Here is a 21076-nt window from a genome sequence, read left to right on the forward strand (position 1 = left end):
TAAAATAGTTTAAAACAATCAGCAAAATGAAAAAAACATTTTTTACACTTTTGACAATCGTAGCTTTAGCATTGCCTGCTATAACATACGCTCAGGTCGGTATCAATACCTCAACGCCCGATCCTTCAGCCATACTTGATGTACAATCTACTGCTACTAAAAAGGGAGGACTGTTAATCCCCAAAGTCTCTTTGGTGAACCATACAGACGGAACCACTATTGCCTCTCCTGCCACAGGACTTATGGTGTACAGTAATGGAGGTACCATCACAACAGGTAATGGTTTCTATGTCAACTATGGTACTCCTGCCTCTCCGCTGTGGAGAACTTATCAGCAGTGGACACCTGCACTGTATATATTAGATGATACTTATAGTGTTGTGGCTACCGCTCCTGTAAAACAAACTGGATTATTACCTTCAACCATTATTAATAATGTTCCTTTGGGATTATCCTTGACTGTCAATATTCCTCCCCACAGTGCTTGCCGGGTGATTGTTACTTATTCTGTTCCAGTAGGGACCTATAGTACAGTACCAATTAATGCAAGTGGTTTTGGATATTACGGTGTTCGGTTTACGAAAAATGGAGTTGAAGATCCTTCAGGCTCTCGGAAGTATTCGATTCTTCCTTCTGGAGACGGGGCGTCTTCAGGAATGGTAAGTTCAGGAGCTACCTATATAGGAATAGAAACAAATAATACTAGTGCTGTTCAAACGGTTACCTATAATTTAAATGGCTATATAGAACTGGGAAATGCTGGTTTCACTTCTACAAATATGGTATTCAATATGTGGGATAATATTGGTAACCCCAACTTTAACTGGGGTTATGGATCAATGACTGCCCAGGTATTTGCAAAGGCACAATAAGGCAAATCATAATAGTGTATTATCTCCTACAACAAATGTTCATATTGGCACCCCCAATTCCTTAATAGAAACCAGAAATTTCTCACTGCAGCAGCTGTCTGTGCCTTAATAAATTTATTTTCCAAACTGAGATTAAATTCTCAGTTTGGAAAATATAGAGAAAAGGTTTGGTAAAATAATTTATTGTTTATCTTTATGATTTAATTTTCATATTCCCCTCTATTATATTTTAAACAAAAGTTTATAATATTAATTTCAAACTTTGTAGTAATCTATTTTACTGGAGATAATAATTTACCTAACTAGAAATTCATATAAGTATCCCACCAAATTTAGGTTAGAGAAAAAGGTGAGTATTGGATGTGTATTGCTTTTCCAATATTTGCCATACATCTATTAACCGCATAAAAAAGAGAATCCTTATCCTTCTTCCAAAATCGGTCTATTGCTTCTTCCCATTATGCTAAAATACAAAATCCTCTAATCTATATTGAGAGGAAATACTTAATTTAACCTGAGATTCTGTGTTAATTTAAATATTAATATAGTAGAACTTAGATTTTTATTTTGAATATTACAATTTTTAAAACTTTATTTGAGGTTATTATGTAATTTTCTGTAATTGATATATTCAAATATTATTTTTAATAATTGTATTATCATATAAAAAAACATTCTAATTTATTTAAATTATAAGGCTGACATCAAGGTTTTTCGATAACAAAATGTTGTACCTTTGATTTTTAAAATTTAATACATTTTTAATTCTGTAAGTGATTTGATTCTACTAATAAGGATCATTATAAACAATTATTTATATGAAATAATTAAAGTTAAAATCTTGATATATATATATAATTTTTTAATAGAATGATTAAAAAATTACTAGAAAATTAGATTCTATTCTATTATGAATACACATTTAAGAAAAGTACTTTTTTTTACTCTGCTTTTTTTTGTTTTTAAATTTAAAGCCCAATCTAATGTCGCTGAAATTGATAGCATACAAACTTATATTTTTAGTAAACTGGTAAAGGAAGGTGATCTTAACAGAGTAATTTTGCAAGAAAGAAAATTGATTGAAGCAAGCAAAAAAATAGATTATAAAAAGGGGGAAATAAAAGGATGTTTAAATATTGCAAATGCCCTGAGTGCAATGAAAAGAAACCAAGAAAGTATAAAGTTTCTTGAAATTGCTGAAATTAAACTTAAAAAAGTTAAAGATGACGAACTGGAAGCATATTTGAATTATGTATATGGTGTAAATTATTATTCATTGGAATTACATGAGCGGGCAATTAAATCTTTTAATATAGCTTTGGAATTTGCAAAAAAAATAAAAAACAACAAAGAAAGAGAAAAAAAAATCTATTTTATCTATGATTGGAAAAGATCTAGTTTTGAATTTCTAGGTATGATGGATTCTGTATACAGTACTGAGCACAAGTGCATGAAGTCTCCGACGCCTATGCTATACATAAATATTGCGGAAAGACACTTTAAAAGTCATAATATTGATTCTGCTGAATATTATATTAATAAGGCAAATGAATTATTGTTCACCAAGCAGATTCCTCTTGAAGGCAAAGCTAATATCTTGAGAGCTTTTGGCAGATTAAATATAGAGAAGCACAATTATAACAAAGCTCTGGATTACTTGCTGAGTTCATTAAAAATTACTAACAAAGCTAATCTAAGAAGTAGAGATTTGAAATCTTATAAACTAATTGCAGAGGCATATAAAGGACTTAATGAACTTGATAAGGAAAATGAATATTTATCAAAATATTCTAAACTGGATGATAGTTTACAAGGAGAAGAGAAAACAGTTGTTAATGAGGTTGTCGAAAAATTGATTACTGAGCAGAAAGAGAATGAAAAAAGGAGTAGTCTCAATTTTTATTATACTATTTTCGCTATTATTTTTATGAGCAGTATTTTAATTTACACAATTTATAACAAATATAAAACCCGGCAAAATTTACTTAGTCAAAAAGAATTAGAAGCACAAGAACTTAAAAAAAAACTAGACAATGCATATGATGAAGTGGTAAAGCTTGCTATAAACTCCGATCCTTCTTTCATGAATCAATTTAAGAAATTATATCCCGAATTTTATAATAATCTTACTTCAAAGTATCAAAATATCAACTCAAATGACATGAAATTATGTGCTTTTATAAAGTTAAACTTTTCTTCTAGTGAAATAGCAGAATATGATCATATTTCAGTAAGGACTGTCGAATCTAAAAAATATAGATTGCGAAAAAAACTAGACCTTTCTAGGGATATAAATCTTTATAAATGGATTAATGAACATTAATAAAATTGATTTTTCGATTTGTCATACAAATAACTTTGTTAAGAATATAGTTTTACCCCCAAAGACTATCAAAGTTTATTTTACCCTGAAGAATCAATTAATATTTTTATTGAAAAATTAGATGAGTTGGAGGCATTAATGGACGACATTTAGGTAGAACAAAGGGGCTTATTTGTAAAAATAAATGTAGTCACGAATGGCATAATCATATAGTAAACGGTTATCTTTCAAGGAGTAGGGAAAGATAGCAACCAACGATGAATTATGAGTATCCTTACAAGATCTGTGGTCGTGAGTTTGATAACTCAAAAATCCTAAGAAACCATATACTCCACGATAGCTTCACAGTGTATTTTGGTCGTATCAAAAACAGGAATGGTAAAATCATCCTGACTGATCAGCAGAGGAATTTCCGTACAGCCCAGAATAATACATTCTGCACCACGGCAGACAAGGTCTTTTACAATTGAAAGATAGCTGGCTTTGGTCTCTGGATTAATGAATCCCACTCCCAGTTCATCTTTTACCGTCTGTTGGATATAATCTCTTGTTTCCTGCTTTTCCGGAACCAGTACTTCAAGTCCGTATTCTTCAAGTTTCTTTTTGTAGAAATCCATTTCCATAGTAAACTTTGTTCCAATTAAGCCTGCCCTTGTAAAACCAGCCTTTTGTATGGCTTTTGCAGTTTCTGTACCTATGTGGATAATGGGCAGTTTTATGTTGTCCTGAAGCTCGTCTGCGAAGAGGTGAGCGGTATTGGCACACAGGACAATGCTGTCTGTTCCGGCATTTTTAAGGTGATTGCAGGCGTTTAATAATAATTCGAAGGAATTGATCCAGCTTTTAGCCTGAATGTCTCCAAAATTTAAAGAATAGATCATGCATTCGGCAGCATTCAGTCCTCCCAGTCTTGCATTCATGCCTTCATTGATGAACTTATAATAATCTAATGTGGAAACCCAGCTTATTCCACCTACCAATCCTATTTTTTTCATGAATTTGATGATTTACTTTTAAACACAAATCTAGATAAAAGTTTCCGATGTATCCGTGCATCTGTTGGAATATGGATCACTTCAATGATTGATGCATCAGCTGAAACTTTTTAAGCCTCCATTTATTTAGACTACTCCTAAAAAGTGTCTAACTTTTTGGGATTGCCTACTTTGTAAATCAATGTCTTATATTTTTATAAGGCAATAGTATTTGCATGAGCTGAGGAAATGTTTATTCTATATTGAATTTTTGTGTTTAATACTGATATTTTTGCTACATTTATTGAATAATTAACAAATAATGAAAGATAAACTATTTAATAAAAAAATCTGTGCATTAGTATTAAGCGGAATTGGTACTATGGGATATGCTCAGGAAAACGTAAAAGAAAACAACATAGATGAAGTTGTGGTTACTACGGGTAGAACTAAGCCTAGAACTATAATTACCTCGGCAAGTCCTATTGATAATATTTCGGCAGTACAACTAAAATCCACAGGGCAGGTTACTTTTGATAAAGCTTTGACATATGCTGTGCCATCTTTTAATTCATCACAGCAGACCGTTTCCGATGCAACGGCTCACTTTGATCCAGCAGATTTAAGAGGATTAGGCCCTTCCAGAACATTAGTTTTGGTTAATGGTAAAAGAAAAAATCAAAGTGCTTTAATTTATGTAAATGATACACCAGGAAAAGGTGAAGTAGGTACAGATCTGAAAAGCATTCCGTCAGCAGCCTTACAAAACGTAGAGGTTTTGAGAGATGGAGCATCTGCACAATACGGTTCCGATGCTATTGCAGGAGTTATTAATATTATTCTTAAGAACAGCGTTGGAAAAAGTACAGTCAATCTTTTTTCAGGTATTACTTCAGAAGGAGACGGCTTTAATATCGGAGCAGATTTTAATACAGGAATCAGAGTGGCAAAAAATGGAAGTTTGAATCTTACATTGGGGTATTCTTCCCAAAATAAAACTAACCGTGCAGGTTCTGTTACAAAAGATGAACTTTTTGGTGTTGATAATGCCTGGACGCAAGCCAATCCTGGATTAGGAATGACTATAGGGCAGCCGGAGACAAAAGTGGCCAATATGTTTGTCAATTTTGAGTTGCCAACAGGTGAAACAGGCAAATTTTACGCTTTTGGTGGTACAACTTACAGGAATGGGACTAGTTATGGTTTGTATAGAACGCCATATTGGGTAACTTCAGATTTTGGTTTATTGACTCCAAAAGGAGAGCCTTACAATGGATTTCAGCCGGAATTTAAAACGGATGTTTATGATTATAATTTAACCTCCGGGTGGAAAGGCATGTTGGGAAAATGGAGTTTTGATGGTAGTGCAACTTTTGGCTCTAATGCAGTACATTATGTTGTAGGAAATACCATTAATACATCTTTGGGTGGAAATTCACCAACTAGTTTTAAAGCAGGTGGGCATCAGTTTAGTAATATTATAGGTAATTTAGATATTAACCGAAATTTTGGTACACTTGTTTTGGGAGCTGGTATTGAAGCGCGCAATGAAAATTATCAGGCTATAGCAGGAGAAGAAGCATCTTATATAGGAAGTGGTGCAGAATCATTTCCTGGATTACAACCTCAAAATGAAGTCAATAAAAATCGTCAAAATATTGGAGCTTATATGAATGCTGAATGGGATATTACGAAAAACTTCTTACTTGGAGGAACTGTGAGGTATGAAAATTTCAGTGATTTTGGGAATAATGTTTCGTGGAAAGGAAATGCAAGGTATAAATTGCTAGATGATAAATTGGTTTTCCGGGGGTCTGTTTCTACAGGATTTCGTGCACCTTCATTACACCAAATTTATTATTCGAATGTTCAAACCAAAATTACAGGAAACACTGTAGCCAATCAAGGTACTTTTAATAATGACTCTCAAATTGTAAGATCCGATCTTGGTGTACCAAAATTAAATGCTGAAAAAGCTTTTAACATTACCGGAGGATTTGCTGTAAAACCATTTAAGAACTTGACCATTACAGCAGATTATTATAGAATAAGAATTAAAGACCGCGTGCTTTTCTCAGGAGATATTGGCTATAAAACAGGTGCTCCTGGGACTCCGGATATGACAAATCCTGTTGAAGTAATACTAGATAATAACAATATAACCTCTTTGAAGTTTTTTACCAATGCTGTAAATACAGTCACTAATGGGGTAGATTTTGTAGCTAATTATTATACTTCTGCTATAGGGAAAGGAAGATTAGGAATTATAGCCGCGTTCAATTATAACGAAACTAAAATAATAGACAATATTGTTGTTCCATCTATTTTGGCTGAAAATGGCTATTCAGAAAACTTTTTTGATAGAAAGGAGCAATCCAGAATTACCTCTGCAAGACCAAAAACAAAAACTATTCTTAGTCTTTCATATGATATTTCAAAGTTTAATTTTAACCTTAATAATACTTATTTTGGTTCTGTTGCATGGCAGCACGCATCTGATCCTGCCAAAGATCAGACATTTTCTGGTAAGGTAGTTACAGATATTGTTTTAACATATAAAATCACGAAAGATCTTAAAGTTTCCGGAGTAGTAAATAATTTATTTAATATTTATCCGGATGTTATAGATAGTAAAGGAGATGTAGTAACAGATCTTGGAGGAAGGTTCAAATATCCTTGGGAAGTAAATCAGTTTGGATTTAACGGAACAATTTTTCAGCTAAATGTTAATTATGCTTTTTAATGTATAAATAAAGGAGCTCGCATTTGCGGTATCATGCTTAACAAAGTCGAAGTGTTTCAATACTAATTCTACTTTTTCAATAAGCCCGATAATTAAATTAATATCTGCAAAAATTCTTTTATTCGAAGAGAATACTTCGAGGCTTGCCTCGGGGTCAAAAGAGGAAAAGTTTGAAAAACGGATGGTTTTTCATAAAACTAAAAATAGAATCTCTTCCATTAAATACCTCGGGGCTCTGCCCCGGGGATCATTTATTTTCAAAAAAATTGGTTGACGCTAAGTTTTAAGAAAAATTTAAATAATCATTAATGATGTATAAGCGGATAAGGACAGATTATGAGAAAACTTTTTCTACTCTTTGTAATTGCTATTTTCGGGACTTTTCTGCACGCCCAGCCGATCACTTTAAAATATGTTGCTGCAATGAAAGAACTCAGGCTGAAGCTGTATTATGGGAATGGCGGGAAAGGAGCTTTTATACAGTATGAAGGGAAAAAAGAAATTATTCCGTTAAAGGTCAAAAGTTACAAACTGGATACCATTTCGCAAGGCCCCGGTCAGCCGGCCCACCATTATTTTGTGTGGGATGAAATGGTTAACGGAAAACTTAGCGGAACATATAAAATGATGCAAATGAAGAATGTTATTGTAGATCCTTCTTACATCAGAATACGGGATTTCACACATTTCAACCTTGAACTTGTGGAAGAAGAGGGAGATCCGGACGGCGATGATAAGTACCTGCTGCATGGTGCCATTATCTCTTTTAATCATTTTTATAATAACAGACTACTGATTGAATATCCTGACGGGAAAAAGATGAATGCAGAACTTCCGTTTCCGGACAGTCCGAATGCAGCCCAACAGAGTTTTATAGAAGATTATAATTTCGACGGCTATGATGACCTGGCCTTCACAATTCCTGATGGAGGAATGGGGGTCTACAATATGTTTACCATTTACCTCTATAACCCGAAAAAGAAACGTTTCGAGAAATTTAAAGAACCGGATTATTCTAAGTCAAGTTGCTCTTGTCTGTGTGATGTATTGGTCAACAAAGAAAAGAAACTGCTGCAGACCGGTTGCAGAGGTGGTGCTTCATGGCATCAGGATTTATACCGTTTCGATAAGAATGGGGCGTTAAAATGGCTAGATTCAAGAGAATTGCAGGAAGAAACAGAAGAATAAAGGTCAATAGTGAACTTGCTTCACAAATGGATGATGAAATTTTGGAGTCTGGATTTTGGACATTATATTTAGGCTGAGAATGAAGCTAAGGGTGAGATTGATAGCGAGATGGAGAAAGCTATTTGAGATCCAAGTACTCAAATACCAAAACCCAATCCCATACCTCAAAAAGCTCTCCAACTTCGAATCTCGCAACCCTAAAACCCTACACACATACTCCTACAAATAAAAATTACTGCCGAAAAAGACAGTAATAGAGCAAAGATCAGCTGATGTGATGTTTCAAACAGTTTGGTTTTTTACTACAGAAATTAATTCTGTTGCTTGGAAGGCTGATCTTTAAAGGCTGCTTTAATTCGGCCGCTGTTATTTAATATTTTCAGTCTGAATTGTCCCTCATGGGCTGAGTTATTTACGATAAAAACTTGATGCTTGAAATCTACTTTAACTTTGACCGAATCGTTGGTTGGCAGCTCTTTTATTTCACGGTTATTGATGACATATTGAAGTTGATCGGTCTGTGAAGGATTGTATAAAACAACTTCAAGACTTTCTTTTGATGAATTTTTAATGTTTAGATTTTTGTGGGCAGGAATTTTCCACTGATTACGGTAGATAGGTCTGCCTCTGGTAATCTGGAAAGAAGACAGGATAATAACAAGGACTGTAGAGAAAATAAATAGGGAATAAAAATAGATATTTTTCATTTTGGCACAGAGCGGAAGTTATTTTCAGCAAAATTATATCACGGCATTTTGATAACCACTACACTTTTGTGTAGATTTGCTTAAGTGCGACAAATACTACACTTTTGGGTAGTGATTTCGTCAATTTATTAAGTGGTATATGGAAGAGATTGATAAATTTTTTAACGATAAAAATGATGTCCGAAGTGATGTTGAAATAGATCGCAGCCAGGTCGGGGAGTATTTAGAAGCAGTAAAGGCATTTTCAAGGCTTACTTACCAGAGTCTGTATGTCATAGATTATCAGACCAGAGCTTTTGAGTATGTATCTGATAATCCATTGTTTCTATGTGGTAAAACATCGGAAGAAGTGAAAGAACTGGGGTATGCTTTTTATTTTCAGAATGTGAAGCCCGAAGATGTGGAACTGTTGATCAAGATCAATGAAGCCGGATTTGAATTTTATGAAAATATTCCTGTAGACGAACGGAAATTGTATTCCATTTCTTACGATTTTTACCTGATCAACGGTAAAAAAAATAGGGTACTGGTCAACCATAAACTGACACCGATGTTTCTTACCGAAGGCGGGCAAATTTGGAAAGCATTATGCATCGTATCACTGTCCAACAACACTTCATCCGGAAATGTTGTTGTAAGCAGGGAAGGTTCAGATGCGCTTTGGAAATATGATCCTGAGGTCAATAGATGGGAGAAAGATGAAAAAGTAAAGCTCTCCCAGAGAGAATATGAAATACTGAGCCTTTATGCCAGTGGGTTGACGATTAATGAAATTGGAGATAAACTGTTTATTTCTGCCGATACGGTAAAATTTCACAGGAAAAAACTCTTTGAAAAAATTGGAGTTAATAACATTGCTGAAGCACTTGCCTACGCTAAAACGAATAAGTTGCTGTAAAACAATATACTTCAATACCGTTTTTTTACGGTATTTTTTATAATGTCTTTTATGATTCAAATTTAGGTCTGATATTTGCAATGGGTAATCAAACTAAATGACCTGTTTTATTTATGAAAAACATATCTGTGAAGAAATCATTTTTATATGCATGTATCTGTGCCACGTTCATGGTTTCATGTAAAAAAGAAATTGAGAAAATAAGCGATACTTTTAAAGATACAGTATCTTCGTCAGAAGCTCCTGCCGTGGAAAAAGACTCCATAAAGAAAGATTCTGTAATTCAAAAAGAATCTGTACCGCCGGCAATGCAGGAAAACGGTTTTTATAACGCCTTTGTCCTTCCGAAAGGTAAAAAGCTCAGAGACTCTGTATATGCAGAGTTCAGCAAAAAATACAGCGAGAAAGAACGCTATTCGATCCTTGCATTGAACAGGCTTGATTCCAAAAATAGATTTAATGCGGATACCCTGGTGGTTCCCGCTAAAATAGATACCACGCTGATGTCTTACTCACCTTTCCCAATGCAGTTGGACATATTGAGCGGAGTGAAAAAGTTTGTGATCTTTTCCTATCCTATCCAGGCTTACGGAGTATACTCCAACGGAAGCCTTATAAAATGGGGCCCTACCAGTATGGGAAAAAAAGCGGCGCAGACAACAAGAGGACTTACTTTTGCCAATTGGAAAAAGAAACTGTCGATTTCAACAGTAAGCAGCGAGTGGAAACTTCCCTATAATTTCAATATTCATAATATCGGAGGTATCGGATGGCACCAGTATGATCTTCCGGGCTATCCTGCATCACATTCTTGTCTTCGTTTGTTGATGAAAGATGCACAATGGCTGTACTCTTATGCAGACACATGGATTCTGAATCCGGGAGGTGCTACAACCAAAGCTAAAGGAACTGCGGTCATGGTCTTCGGAGATTATAAATGGGGCGGGAGAAAACCTTGGAAAAAGCTTTTGGATGATCCTAATGCAAATAATATTTCAGTGGAAGAAATGACCAAACTCTTAGAACCTCATGTTGATAAAATGATGAAAGAGCAAGACAACAGGGAAAAAGTATCAGACTCCATTAAAACCGCCAAAGCAATGGCGGTACCGGCTCAAACTGAAAAAACAACAGAAGTTCCTACTAACTAAGTTTCTTCTCAAACTGTGACGTAGATTCTTCAGCAAATCTTCTAAGTTTCAGCATTTCTTCTTTACCCTTGTATTGTCCGAATCGGGCAGCCACATAAGTAAGAAGGATGAAAAACAACATAACAAATGAAGCGCTCAGGGCCCACGGGAACTCAGCGCTTTTTATCTGTTTTTCCACATAGAACATCGTGAAAAATGTCATCCAGAGAATAGAAAAGGAAAAATAAAGGAACATAAAGAACGTCCACACTGCAGAGCTGGGACCGAATATTCCCCGTATGGCAATATCATCATCTTCAGCCTCTATCCTTAAAGACAGTCTTGGCTTCCAGTAATTGTCATATTTTGTTTCTACCCAGATGGTAGCCACTTCCTTGTTAATATTTCCCGAAAATTCATCTTTATGATCGGCAAGATATTTTTTTAATTGCTCGGCATATTCTTCCTTGGTAAGATGGGTAAACATCTTGAATCTCGGGCGGGTTCTTATTTTATCTATTGTGCTTTCTTGAGTTTCCATATTTTATTCTTGATAGGGGATAGGATCTTCCAATACAAAATTAAAGGTCATTTCCTTGTTCTTTCTCTGAATCACCATGGTGATATTTCTGCCTTCATCAGATTTCATCAGCTCCATGATCTTTTCCATGGTCATCTCTGAAGTTTTGCTTCCGTTGATGGTGATTACCCGGTCATCTTTCTTCAGTCCTGCTACGAATGCGGGAGAGTCCTTTCTTACTCCTGCAACAGAAAAGACAGGTTTTAAAGTAAATTTATACTGGAAATTATTAATGACCGAAATTTCGGTGCTGGCTTCAGATAATTTCTTGGGTTCAATTTTCACGCGGTCCTCCTGCCATTCCAATCCATCCTGTTTAAAATCTAATCCGCTCATATTAAAATGAAAAGGATCGTCAAAATTCCTGTTTTTTTTCAGATATACTTTTCCGGCTGTATAATCGAAAACAACTGTAAATCTACGCATTATTTCTCCACCTACAGATCCTTTTCTGTCAGCGACGAGATTCACATGTTGAATAGAATACTCGTCGGGCATTGCTGTGAGAGGCTTTTCAAATTTAAAGTCTTTAAGATAAAAATTATGGATTCTGCTTCTTTTGCCGTAAATATCTCCATTGAATCCACGTCCCAGATAATCCTCAATATTAGGTCTGTTGTACACAAAATCTTTGATGAGGGCAGGGAAGAGCCAAATGGCATCACTGTTACCAAGATCGATCAAAAGTTTTGAGCTTTTCTTTCCATTCGTCATTTCAACGTCTGCATAAAGGTAAGGTTTATCCTTTTCTATGCTTATAGGCAGTTCCGTAAACTTTCTGATCTTCTTTTTAACTATTTCAGTATCCTGATAAACAGTTATTTTTTTTGCTGTATAATCTATTGAAATAGGATGGTTTTTGAAAAAATGGTATCCTATAACACCATTTACCGGAATTCCAATATGGGATGAAATATTGAATTCTTCATCAGTGACAATAAATAAAAGCATGGAAGAATTAACGATCTTATCACCTATCTTCGCAATATTACGATCAGATTTAAAGCCATCTATACTTACATTTCCTCCAAGTCCGGAAAATTTTATTTTCTCAACATTTTCAAACTTGATTTCCTTATTGTCCAGACTGAAAAGAATAGTTTCTGCCACTCCAGTATCCAGCATAAACGTAAGTTCTGCACCATTAACATTAACGGGGATGAAAATAAGGTTATTAATAAGCTTAAAAGGAATGACCGCTTTTTTGACATTAACCAGCTCAAAATTGTTCTGAGCATCAATAAAAATGCTGAAGAATAATGTCAGAAAAAAAAGCTTTAGTTTCATTTACTGAATTTAGTGAAATAATCCTTACTATAAATAAAAAAACATTCCAAAAACAGGAATGCTTACATAAACTGCAACAAAGCAGCTGTATGGGTTGAGTTTTATCTAAAATAAGGCTGAGGCTACTTTGAAAAGAAATCCATCAGATCCATATAGTTTTTCTGATTCACGCCGTGTCCGCTCATGTACTCTCTGAATGTAAAATAACAACTCAGGTCATACAGAAGATCCGCAGCTTTTCTGCCCCATTCCATAGGGATAACAGCATCGTCTGTTCCGTGTGATACAAAGAAACGGAGTCTTTCCAGTTTCTTCTTGTCTTTTACAATGCCATCCAGAAGTTTTTCCTCAGGATAACTGCTCAGGCACGCCACATAACTGAACATGTCAGGATGCTTTAAAGCTAAAGCATAGCACAATATTCCACCCTGGCTGAAACCACATAAATGGACCTTACCTTCAGTAAGCTCATAATGATTCACAACTTTTAATATGTTTTCCAGTACTCCGTCCAACGATTCCTTAGCCTGGGGAATATCAATGAAATTTTCAGGATTATTGAAATCTATGTCAAACCAGGAATATCCTTCAAACTGGGTATCTCTGGGTGCTCTGAAACTTACAATAAGCCAGTCGGCAGGAAGGGTTTCCCTGAAACTGAAAAGATCCTGTTCATTACTTCCGTAGCCATGAAGCATAAAAAGTACAGTAGTATTGGGAGTGATATGTTCCGGTTCTCTTACTATATAATCTAAATTCATAGAGCAAATATAATTAATAAATCATATTGTAAAATTCAAAATATCACCGTCCTGTTTTTATATTTGATAATTAACAGATTGTACTCTTAAATAGGGACTGATCCTGCAATTGCGCTTTTTGTCGATTTGATATTAATTAGAAAACTTTATTGGAAATTTTTCATAAAAGTTATTTTTATATTAATAAAAAACTTATATTTGAAACATTAAAAATCTATTTGGAGAAATGAAGCAATTTTACAAATCAAAAAGTTTACTTAGACTTTCTTTTTTATTCGTTTTATTATTTTCTGTACTTACCGTGGTGAATTCTTGTAAAAAGGATAATGATGATGATGAGGAGTTTACAGATCACGTTGTTCAGTTTGAAGTAAAAACAACCACCGGAGGTGTTATCAGAGCAATTGTAACACAAGTAGGAACCGTTAAAACTGATATTTTCGATCCTGTAGGAACTACTTGGGCGAGCGGCGAATTTTTCGTGAATTCCAGTCAGGCACAGTTGAATCTGGATGCAAAGGCAGACCTTCCTAGTGCAGATTCGGAACTGGTTATTAATCTTCGGATCGATGGGGAAATCGTAAGAACCAAAAAGATGGTGGGAGCAGGTCCTGTAGTAGCTTCTATTGATTACAGCTTCTTAGAATTATAAATATTATTTACTTAACATATATGAAACCGCTTTTAAGGCGGTTTTTTTGTTTTCTATAGGCATATCTGAGGGAAGTTGAGACTTCTTATGAATTTTAGAAAGAGTATAGGTGCTTTTTTAAGAAGCGGGAAGTGCTGTCTTTTCATTTTCAATCCCGGGAAGAAAAACAAAAAGGCTGTATAAAACAGCCTTTTGATATGATAATAAGGGTTGGCTCTTACTGAACGTTTACAATAAAGTAACTTTTCTTACCTTTTTGAAGCAATAAAAACTTACCGTCAATAAGGTCGCTTTCATTAGCGGTATACGTATCATCTACCTTTTCTTTGTTTACAGAAATTGCATTTCCTTTGATCTCTCTCTGAGCCTCACTTTTAGACTTTAAGAAACCAGATTTTTCAGAAAGAAGCTCAACAATGTTGATTCCTAAAACATCAGCTTTTGAAACTTCTTTTTGGGGAACACCGTCAAAAACTTCAAGGAAAGTTTCTTCATCCAGGCTTACAAGATCTTCAGCCGTAGAACGTCCGAAAAGAATTTCAGAAGCCTTCAGAGCTTTTTCATATTCTTCTCTGCCGTGCACCCACACTGTTACTTCCTCAGCCAGTCTCTTTTGAAGTTTTCTTTCGTGAGGAGCGGTTTTGTGTTCTGCAACCAAAGCTTCAATTTCCTCTTTGGCTATGAAAGTATAGAACTTAATAAATCTTTCAGCATCATCATCCGTCGCATTCAGCCAGAACTGGTAGAATTTGTAAGGAGATGTTTTCTTTTTGTCTAACCAGTAATTTTCACCACTTTCAGACTTTCCGAATTTAGAACCGTCAGCTTTAGTGATCAAAGGAACTGTTAATGCAAATGCCTCTCCCTGAGCCTTTCTTCGGATCAGTTCAGTACCTGTGGTGATATTTCCCCACTGATCAGAACCTCCCATCTGAAGCTTTACGTTATTGTTTTGATACAGGTGAAGGAAATCATACCCCTGGATAAGCTGGTATGTGAATTCTGTAAAACTCATCCCGTCTGCTCCGCCATCTCCCGAAAATCTCTTTTTTACAGAATCTTTCGCCATCATATAATTAACGGTGATATTCTTTCCGACATTTTTAGCAAAATCAAGGAACGAAATATTCTTCATCCAGTCGTAATTATTGACTAGTTCTGCTTTATTAGCACCATCACCCTCAAAATCCAAAAACTTTGAAAGCTGGTTTTTTAAACAGTCTACATAGTGAAGAAGAGTGGCTTCATCCAGCAGGTTTCTTTCCGCAGATTTTCCAGAAGGATCCCCAATCATCCCTGTGGCGCCACCTACCAAAGCAATCGGTTTGTGTCCGTGCTGCTGGAAATGTGCTAAAATTTTGATCTGGATAAGACTTCCGATATGCAAAGAATCAGCAGTCGGGTCAAAACCAATATATGCAGTAGTTACCTCCTTATTCAGTTGTTCATCGGTTCCTGGCATCATATCGGCAAAAAGACCACGCCATTTTAGTTCTTCTATAAAGGAATTCATCTATAATTTTCTTTAAAATTTTACGATGCAAAGATAGTAAATTCAGGAGTATGAAGAGTGGATGTCGGAAGGCAAAAAGAGGAATGAATAAAAAGGCGTATAGGCTCCTTTGCTTTTCCACTTAAAAAAATTATATTTGTTACTAATGAACGACGAACAGCTATTTCTGCTTATCCAAAAAGCAAAAGAAAAGGACCAGAAGGCCCAGACTAAACTCATCAATGTTTTTTGGGTGGATGTTTTCTCTTTTGTGATGAAGAAAGTAAAAGATGAAAATGATGCAGATGAGATCACGGTGAATGTTTTTTCAAAAGTGCTGTCGAAACTGGATATGTATGATCCCCATTTTCAGTTTAAAACCTGGGTATTAACCATTGCCCAAAATACAGTCATTGATTTCTGGAGAAAAAGAAGCCGGGAAAACCAGGATCCAACCGAAAATCTTGATGAGGTTAAAAACCAGTTCGCAAAATCTCCCGAAGAACTGATGATTTCTAATGAAGAACAAAAAAAGATCATCAAAACCATTGAATCGCTGGATGCCAATTACCAGGATATTATCAAATTACGATTTTTTGAAGAAAAAAGCATCAAGGAAATCGCAGAAGAGTTAGGGATTTCTGTTGCCAATACCAAAGTAAGGGTGATGCGCGCCAAGAAAGTCCTTGCTGAGCTGCTAAAAAACAATGAATTTGATGATAATTAATAGCTTAGTAAGATAATTAGTCTCATTCAATCTTAAAGGCAAAGCTTACCTTAATAATCTTAACAACTTAATAGAATCTTAATGGTTCAAAATTTTCACAAATAAACTTCCTCCTTTGTTTTAGGAAGAATAATTTTCCTCGGCTCTTTCTGATTCCTATTCTGCAGATCTATTTTCAATCCTTTTTTAATATAGGTTTCCTGCTGGGATTTACCATATTCAGCGGTATTTTCAACCTCTTTCTTATAATTAAGCTGCCCTGTGGAAAGATTAAAGTCTATGTCTGTCCAATAATCTCCGGGTCTTCCATATGTTGAAGAATGGCCAATCAGTTCAAAATGACCGTTCTGAAACCTGTATTTATCCGTATAGCTCCATTTCCAGCTGCTTCCTCCTGCCTGAGTGATGCTTAAAATTCCTTTTGAAATAGTTGCACTCTGATAAGGATCTCCCATCATGCCTCCACCTGCACTTTCTAGAACAGCATTTCTTGATTTACTCAAAATCATCCACGTTCCGCCGTTTTTTTTCTGGATTTGAATTTCACGGATCTTGCCCAGTTCACCTTCATCTGCTGTAGTATAAATAACCACTTTTTCAGGAATTTTATCACCATCCAGATCTCCTTCCACAGTTTCAATGATCTCCGAACCTGCCGGTTGAAGCTCTTTCTGAGCAAAGCAAAATGTACTGATAATAACGGATAGGGTAAAAAGAATCTTCTTCATAATTTAATTTTGGTGGTTTAAAATTACAAAATTATATGTTTCATCAATGTTTGTCTTTGATTGTTTCGATAAAAAAATCACTAACTTTGAAGCTCAATTTGAGAAATAAATGGAGAATTTAGTTCAAGATACTACCGTTCAAAAACCAAAGTGGATCCGTGTAAAACTTCCTACCGGAAAGAATTACAGGGAGCTTAGGACTTTGGTCGACAAATATAAATTAAATACCATATGCCAGAGCGGAAGCTGTCCGAATATGGGTGAATGCTGGGGAGAAGGAACGGCAACGTTCATGATCTTAGGAAATATCTGTACAAGAAGCTGCGGATTCTGCGGTGTAAAAACAGGAAAACCGCTTGACGTCAATTGGGATGAGCCTGAAAAAGTGGCCCGTTCTATCAAATTGATGAAGATTAAGCATGCTGTTCTTACTTCTGTAGACCGCGATGACCTGAAAGATATGGGCTCTATCCTTTGGGGAGAAACCGTGAATGCAGTAAGAAGAATTTCTCCGGGAACGACCATGGAGACTCTTATTCCTGATTTTCAGGGACTCACCAAGCATATTGACAGATTAGTAGCGGTAGCTCCTGAAGTGATCTCTCACAATATGGAAACTGTAAAACGTCTGACAAGAGAAGTGAGAATACAGGCTAAATATGAGCGAAGCTTAGAAGTATTGAGATACTTAAAAGAAGCGGGTCAGAGAAGAACAAAGACGGGAATGATGCTTGGTTTAGGCGAAACTAAAGATGAAGTTTTCCAAACCATCGAAGATATCAGAAATGCCAATGTTGATGTGATCACACTTGGACAGTATCTTCAGCCTACCAAAAAACATTTACCGGTGAAAAAATTCATTACACCGGAAGAGTTTGATGAGCTTGGAGATTTTGCAAGAAGCTTAGGCTTCAGACATGTGGAAAGCTCTCCATTAGTAAGAAGTTCTTACCACGCTGAAAAACATATTCACTAAAAATACAACCGCTTCATTTTTGAAGCGGTTTTTTTCTTTTTTAATTAAAGAATTAAAATTTCAGCAAAAAAAATCTGTGCTATTCGTGCAATCTGCGGGTAATAAAAAATAGTAAATACGAAACTTACATTAGTTTCTCACCTCAATATTCTTCAAATATTTTTTCCTAAACTCCGATGGTGTTTCACCCGTATGCTGTTTGAATAGTTTATTAAAATAGGAAAGACTTTCAAAACCCACCTGAAAACAAACCTCCGTCACAGAATAATCTTTCAGAAGAAATATTTTAGCCTGATTGATTCTGTAGTTATTCACGAAATCGGTAAATGTCATATTGGTCTGCTTTTTAAAATAACGGCAAAAAGCGGGCGTGCTCAGGCTGACGATCTTTGCAATTTCATTAACATTCGGTTTTTTATCATAGTTTTCGTGGATGTAATCGTAGATTGTTCCCATTCTGATCTTGTCATTCAGGAACCATTTTATTCTCGTGTCTTCTTTGTTCAGTTCTTTTACTTCATCGGAGTCAGCGAGGATTTGCAGAATTTCAATCAGGCCCATCAGAGCATCAAAAGAGTTTTTATCTTTAATCTCATGAAGTTTTTCAACAACAGTTTTTTTCGTTTCTCCGGAGAATGAAAGTCCCAGATAAGATCTTTCCATGAGCTTTTTAATAGATTCAAATTCCGGAACAGGGAAAATAATATCCTGAAGAAAATTTTCTCTCATTTGCAGTACCATCTGCCTGCATTCCGTCTGGATACCATAATCGAAATTCAGATGCGGAACATTAGATCCAATCAGAACCAAATCACTCTCTGTAAAACCTGAAATATCTCTTCCTACATGGCGAATTCCGTTGACGGCTTGTACATACACCAGCTCTATTTCAGGATGATGATGCCAGAAAAAACAGTTCTTTAAAGACGGCGAAAAAAGCTTAAAAGACTTTCCTTTTTCAAACTCTATAATTTCTTTCTGGATTTTCATTTTGTCCTCATTTGATTGTTTCTGATTTTAAAATTACATAAAAAGGTTAATATGGAGCAAATTTTTATCATTTCAAGAGAAGTAAAAACCGATATTTCTTGCGAATTTTGCACTTTCAAACTAAAGATGGATGCCCATTTTTAATGTTCAGAAAAATCATTTAAAATTAAATTCGAAAAAGAAGTTTACTCACAATGAAGATTGATAAAAGAATAATACCGCTGGCCATCGGCGGTTTGGGAATCGGAACTACGGAATTTACCGTGATGGGATTGCTTCCTGATATTGCAAATACCTTAAAGATTACCATTCCTGAAGCAGGACATCTGATTTCGGCTTACGCGATGGGAGTAGTGATCGGAGCTCCAATCCTGATCGGGTATTCTGTGAAATTTCCACCAAAAAAAGTGTTGATGGTTCTGATGATCCTTTTTACACTATTTAACGGGCTTTCTGCGATAGCTCCCGATTATACGAGCATGCTGATCATCAGGTTTATGTCTGGACTTCCTCATGGAGCATTTTTTGGGGTAGGAACGGTAGTAGCATCGCGAATGGCTGGAAAAGGGAAGGAGGCATTTTATATATCCTTAATGTTTACGGGACTTACGGTGGCCAATCTGGTCATGGTTCCGCTTGTTACCTATATCGGGCATGCTTATCACTGGAAACTATACTTTGCCATTGTAGCATTGATCGGTCTTTTCGCCATATTATTCCTGAAATTGTGGCTTCCTGCCATAGAAACGAATCAGGATACGCACTTTCTCGAAGAACTGAAATTTCTTAAAGGGAAGCAGTCGTGGCTGGTTTTAGGGATTACAGCAATTGGATTTGGAGGACTTTTCACATGGTTCAGCTATATAACACCTTTGATGACCATCGTTGCCGGAATCCAGGCTAATCAGATGGCTTACGTGATGGTTCTTGCCGGTGCCGGAATGGTGGTTGGAAATCTTGCCGGAGGATTTATTTCCGACAGACTTGGACCTGAAAAAACATGTGCATTACTGATCTTTCTGATGATGATCTCGCTTGCCGGTGTATTTTTCTTTGCCGAGCATCAGAATATAGCACTTATCCTGACATTTGTCTGTGGGGCATTGTCGATGTCTGTTGCCGCGCCTATTAACATCATGATGATGAAAGCAGCTCCAAAAAGTGAAATGATGGCTGCCGCATTCATGCAGGCTGCTTTTAATATTGCCAATGCAATGGGAGCATTTTTAGGTGGGATTCCTTTAGAATATGGCTTTTCATTCAAATATCCTTCATTGGTAGGAGTGGGGATGACATTCATTGGTCTTGCTATAAGCTTAAGATACAGATATTTGTATGGTCGGGAAACTCCTGATAACGATGATACCGTTGTAGAGTACGTGCCTTGTGATAAGTAAAAAAAGAATGGATATGCATTCTTTAATTCATTGGGTATTACAATAAACCCTTTGCGTTAAAAAGATATTTACAAATAAAAGGAGGTCAGGAATTTATAATTCGCTCATCAATACAAAAAGAGACTTTGTTCATGAACAAAGTCTCTTTTTCTTTATAAAATACGGTTATACTTCTACCTCATTGCCGTTTTTACACCAATAAAGGGCATTGTATAAATTTTCTTTAGGGAAAGATTTAAATTCTCCCGGCATCAGAACACTGAAAATATCGGTAAAGTTCTGTACCGCTTCTTTGTCTGTAACAATAGCTGCCCGGTTCCATTTGGAAAGATTTTTTAGACCTAAAAGCGCATCTTCAAGCCATGCTCCCATGGTAAACTTATCCAGATCCGTGTCCAAATATAAAAGGTAATTCAGCTCACCAAATTCGTCTACTTTTTCCTTTACATGAGGAATGACAAGGTTTTCAAAATCTTCTCTGGTTATTTCTCCCGTTGCATTGAACGCAGCAACATTTTCCGGAGCTTCTGGAATAATCGTTATCATAGTAAATTATTTATGTGGTTGGGTTTTAAACTGGGTACAATAATTGCACCATAAATTGATGATAAATCGTTAAAATACTTATAAATATTAATATTTTTAATATAA

General features: G+C 35.7%; 19 protein-coding genes. 10 read left to right on the top strand and 9 right to left on the bottom strand.

Annotated elements, in window-relative coordinates; all coding sequences use genetic code 11:
* Nucleotides 1–26: 26 nt before the first annotated feature.
* Together HHL23_RS17320 and HHL23_RS17325 are read left to right on the top strand one after the other, a co-directional pair.
* A complete protein-coding gene (locus HHL23_RS17320; protein ID WP_169236040.1) occupies nt 27–872 on the top strand; it encodes a hypothetical protein in 846 nt (281 codons plus the stop codon).
* A 910-nt stretch (nt 873–1782) separates the two neighbouring features.
* Nucleotides 1783–3195 carry a helix-turn-helix domain-containing protein gene (locus HHL23_RS17325; RefSeq protein ID WP_169236041.1) on the top strand — a complete coding sequence of 471 codons (1413 nt, stop codon included), beginning with the start codon at nt 1783–1785 and terminating at the stop codon, nt 3193–3195.
* Nucleotides 3196–3509: 314 nt separating this feature from the next.
* On the opposite strand, the gene HHL23_RS17330 is transcribed toward HHL23_RS17325, so the two are convergent.
* Complete coding sequence (locus HHL23_RS17330) at nt 3510–4190, bottom strand: aspartate/glutamate racemase family protein (RefSeq protein ID WP_169236042.1); 681 nt, start codon at nt 4188–4190, stop codon at nt 3510–3512.
* A gap of 301 nt (nt 4191–4491) precedes the next feature.
* Between HHL23_RS17330 and HHL23_RS17335 the strand changes: the two genes are divergently transcribed.
* Nucleotides 4492–6912, top strand: coding sequence for a TonB-dependent receptor plug domain-containing protein (locus HHL23_RS17335; protein WP_169236043.1), 2421 nt, complete (start codon nt 4492–4494; stop codon nt 6910–6912).
* 336 nt (nt 6913–7248) lie between these two features.
* Nucleotides 7249–8100 carry an XAC2610-related protein gene (locus HHL23_RS17340; protein WP_169236044.1) on the top strand — a complete coding sequence of 284 codons (852 nt, stop codon included), beginning with the start codon at nt 7249–7251 and terminating at the stop codon, nt 8098–8100.
* A gap of 311 nt (nt 8101–8411) precedes the next feature.
* Here HHL23_RS17340 and HHL23_RS17345 read toward each other — a convergent pair whose 3' ends face one another.
* Nucleotides 8412–8807, bottom strand: a complete 396-nt coding sequence (locus HHL23_RS17345) for a hypothetical protein (RefSeq protein WP_169236045.1) — start codon at nt 8805–8807, stop codon at nt 8412–8414.
* 139 nt (nt 8808–8946) lie between these two features.
* Here HHL23_RS17345 and HHL23_RS17350 point away from each other — a divergent pair, with 139 nt between their 5' ends.
* Entirely contained in the window at nt 8947–9705 is a 759-nt protein-coding gene (locus tag HHL23_RS17350; RefSeq protein ID WP_169236046.1) for a response regulator transcription factor, read from the top strand.
* A gap of 113 nt (nt 9706–9818) precedes the next feature.
* Nucleotides 9819–10856, top strand: a complete 1038-nt coding sequence (locus HHL23_RS17355; protein ID WP_185194888.1) for a L,D-transpeptidase — start codon at nt 9819–9821, stop codon at nt 10854–10856.
* On the opposite strand, the gene HHL23_RS17360 is transcribed toward HHL23_RS17355, so the two are convergent.
* The 3 genes from HHL23_RS17360 to HHL23_RS17370 form a co-directional block, all read right to left on the bottom strand.
* Nucleotides 10849–11376, bottom strand: a complete 528-nt coding sequence (locus tag HHL23_RS17360) for a hypothetical protein (protein ID WP_169236047.1) — start codon at nt 11374–11376, stop codon at nt 10849–10851. The genes HHL23_RS17355 and HHL23_RS17360 overlap by 8 nt on opposite strands.
* Before the next feature lie 3 nt (nt 11377–11379).
* Nucleotides 11380–12702 carry a PDZ domain-containing protein gene (locus HHL23_RS17365; protein ID WP_169236048.1) on the bottom strand — a complete coding sequence of 441 codons (1323 nt, stop codon included), beginning with the start codon at nt 12700–12702 and terminating at the stop codon, nt 11380–11382.
* A gap of 122 nt (nt 12703–12824) precedes the next feature.
* Nucleotides 12825–13463, bottom strand: a complete 639-nt coding sequence (locus tag HHL23_RS17370; protein WP_169236049.1) for an alpha/beta hydrolase — start codon at nt 13461–13463, stop codon at nt 12825–12827.
* A gap of 226 nt (nt 13464–13689) precedes the next feature.
* Here HHL23_RS17370 and HHL23_RS17375 point away from each other — a divergent pair, with 226 nt between their 5' ends.
* Entirely contained in the window at nt 13690–14115 is a 426-nt protein-coding gene (locus HHL23_RS17375) for a hypothetical protein (protein ID WP_169236050.1), read from the top strand.
* Between the two features lie 217 nt (nt 14116–14332).
* Here the strand turns inward: HHL23_RS17375 and tyrS are convergent, their stop codons facing one another.
* Nucleotides 14333–15628, bottom strand: coding sequence for a tyrosine--tRNA ligase (gene tyrS / locus HHL23_RS17380; protein WP_169236051.1), 1296 nt, complete (start codon nt 15626–15628; stop codon nt 14333–14335).
* Between the two features lie 145 nt (nt 15629–15773).
* Between tyrS and HHL23_RS17385 the strand changes: the two genes are divergently transcribed.
* Nucleotides 15774–16334, top strand: coding sequence for an RNA polymerase sigma factor (locus HHL23_RS17385; protein ID WP_169236052.1), 561 nt, complete (start codon nt 15774–15776; stop codon nt 16332–16334).
* Between the two features lie 95 nt (nt 16335–16429).
* Here the strand turns inward: HHL23_RS17385 and HHL23_RS17390 are convergent, their stop codons facing one another.
* The gene (locus HHL23_RS17390; RefSeq protein ID WP_169236053.1) at nt 16430–17062 is read right to left on the bottom strand and encodes a hypothetical protein; all 633 of its coding nucleotides are present in this window, start codon (nt 17060–17062) and stop codon (nt 16430–16432) included.
* Between the two features lie 109 nt (nt 17063–17171).
* On the opposite strand from HHL23_RS17390, the gene lipA reads away from it, so the two are divergent.
* Complete coding sequence (gene lipA / locus HHL23_RS17395; RefSeq protein WP_169236054.1) at nt 17172–18038, top strand: lipoyl synthase; 867 nt, start codon at nt 17172–17174, stop codon at nt 18036–18038.
* A 129-nt stretch (nt 18039–18167) separates the two neighbouring features.
* Here lipA and HHL23_RS17400 read toward each other — a convergent pair whose 3' ends face one another.
* Complete coding sequence (locus HHL23_RS17400; protein ID WP_169236055.1) at nt 18168–19028, bottom strand: AraC family transcriptional regulator; 861 nt, start codon at nt 19026–19028, stop codon at nt 18168–18170.
* A gap of 194 nt (nt 19029–19222) precedes the next feature.
* On the opposite strand from HHL23_RS17400, the gene HHL23_RS17405 reads away from it, so the two are divergent.
* Nucleotides 19223–20425: an MFS transporter gene (locus HHL23_RS17405; RefSeq protein WP_185194889.1), complete on the top strand. Its 1203-nt coding sequence runs from the start codon at nt 19223–19225 to the stop codon at nt 20423–20425.
* A gap of 165 nt (nt 20426–20590) precedes the next feature.
* On the opposite strand, the gene HHL23_RS17410 is transcribed toward HHL23_RS17405, so the two are convergent.
* Complete coding sequence (locus HHL23_RS17410) at nt 20591–20971, bottom strand: SpoIIAA family protein (protein ID WP_169236056.1); 381 nt, start codon at nt 20969–20971, stop codon at nt 20591–20593.
* Nucleotides 20972–21076: the final 105 nt, after the last annotated feature.

Source organism: Chryseobacterium antibioticum, from assembly GCF_012927325.1.
Lineage (GTDB): Bacteria > Bacteroidota > Bacteroidia > Flavobacteriales > Weeksellaceae > Chryseobacterium > Chryseobacterium antibioticum.

Excerpts from the sequence above, each read along its gene's own strand:
- HHL23_RS17320 (WP_169236040.1), top strand. The coding sequence starts at position 27 with ATGAAAAAAACATTTTTTACACTTTTGACAATCGTAGCTTTAGCATTG.
- HHL23_RS17325 (WP_169236041.1), top strand. The coding sequence starts at position 1,783 with ATGAATACACATTTAAGAAAAGTACTTTTTTTTACTCTGCTTTTTTTT.
- HHL23_RS17330 (WP_169236042.1), bottom strand. The coding sequence starts at position 4,190 with ATGAAAAAAATAGGATTGGTAGGTGGAATAAGCTGGGTTTCCACATTA.
- HHL23_RS17335 (WP_169236043.1), top strand. The coding sequence starts at position 4,492 with ATGAAAGATAAACTATTTAATAAAAAAATCTGTGCATTAGTATTAAGC.
- HHL23_RS17340 (WP_169236044.1), top strand. The coding sequence starts at position 7,249 with ATGAGAAAACTTTTTCTACTCTTTGTAATTGCTATTTTCGGGACTTTT.
- HHL23_RS17345 (WP_169236045.1), bottom strand. The coding sequence starts at position 8,807 with ATGAAAAATATCTATTTTTATTCCCTATTTATTTTCTCTACAGTCCTT.
- HHL23_RS17350 (WP_169236046.1), top strand. The coding sequence starts at position 8,947 with ATGGAAGAGATTGATAAATTTTTTAACGATAAAAATGATGTCCGAAGT.
- HHL23_RS17355 (WP_185194888.1), top strand. The coding sequence starts at position 9,819 with ATGAAAAACATATCTGTGAAGAAATCATTTTTATATGCATGTATCTGT.
- HHL23_RS17360 (WP_169236047.1), bottom strand. The coding sequence starts at position 11,376 with ATGGAAACTCAAGAAAGCACAATAGATAAAATAAGAACCCGCCCGAGA.
- HHL23_RS17365 (WP_169236048.1), bottom strand. The coding sequence starts at position 12,702 with ATGAAACTAAAGCTTTTTTTTCTGACATTATTCTTCAGCATTTTTATT.
- HHL23_RS17370 (WP_169236049.1), bottom strand. The coding sequence starts at position 13,463 with ATGAATTTAGATTATATAGTAAGAGAACCGGAACATATCACTCCCAAT.
- HHL23_RS17375 (WP_169236050.1), top strand. The coding sequence starts at position 13,690 with ATGAAGCAATTTTACAAATCAAAAAGTTTACTTAGACTTTCTTTTTTA.
- tyrS (WP_169236051.1), bottom strand. The coding sequence starts at position 15,628 with ATGAATTCCTTTATAGAAGAACTAAAATGGCGTGGTCTTTTTGCCGAT.
- HHL23_RS17385 (WP_169236052.1), top strand. The coding sequence starts at position 15,774 with ATGAACGACGAACAGCTATTTCTGCTTATCCAAAAAGCAAAAGAAAAG.
- HHL23_RS17390 (WP_169236053.1), bottom strand. The coding sequence starts at position 17,062 with ATGAAGAAGATTCTTTTTACCCTATCCGTTATTATCAGTACATTTTGC.
- lipA (WP_169236054.1), top strand. The coding sequence starts at position 17,172 with ATGGAGAATTTAGTTCAAGATACTACCGTTCAAAAACCAAAGTGGATC.
- HHL23_RS17400 (WP_169236055.1), bottom strand. The coding sequence starts at position 19,028 with ATGAAAATCCAGAAAGAAATTATAGAGTTTGAAAAAGGAAAGTCTTTT.
- HHL23_RS17405 (WP_185194889.1), top strand. The coding sequence starts at position 19,223 with ATGAAGATTGATAAAAGAATAATACCGCTGGCCATCGGCGGTTTGGGA.
- HHL23_RS17410 (WP_169236056.1), bottom strand. The coding sequence starts at position 20,971 with ATGATAACGATTATTCCAGAAGCTCCGGAAAATGTTGCTGCGTTCAAT.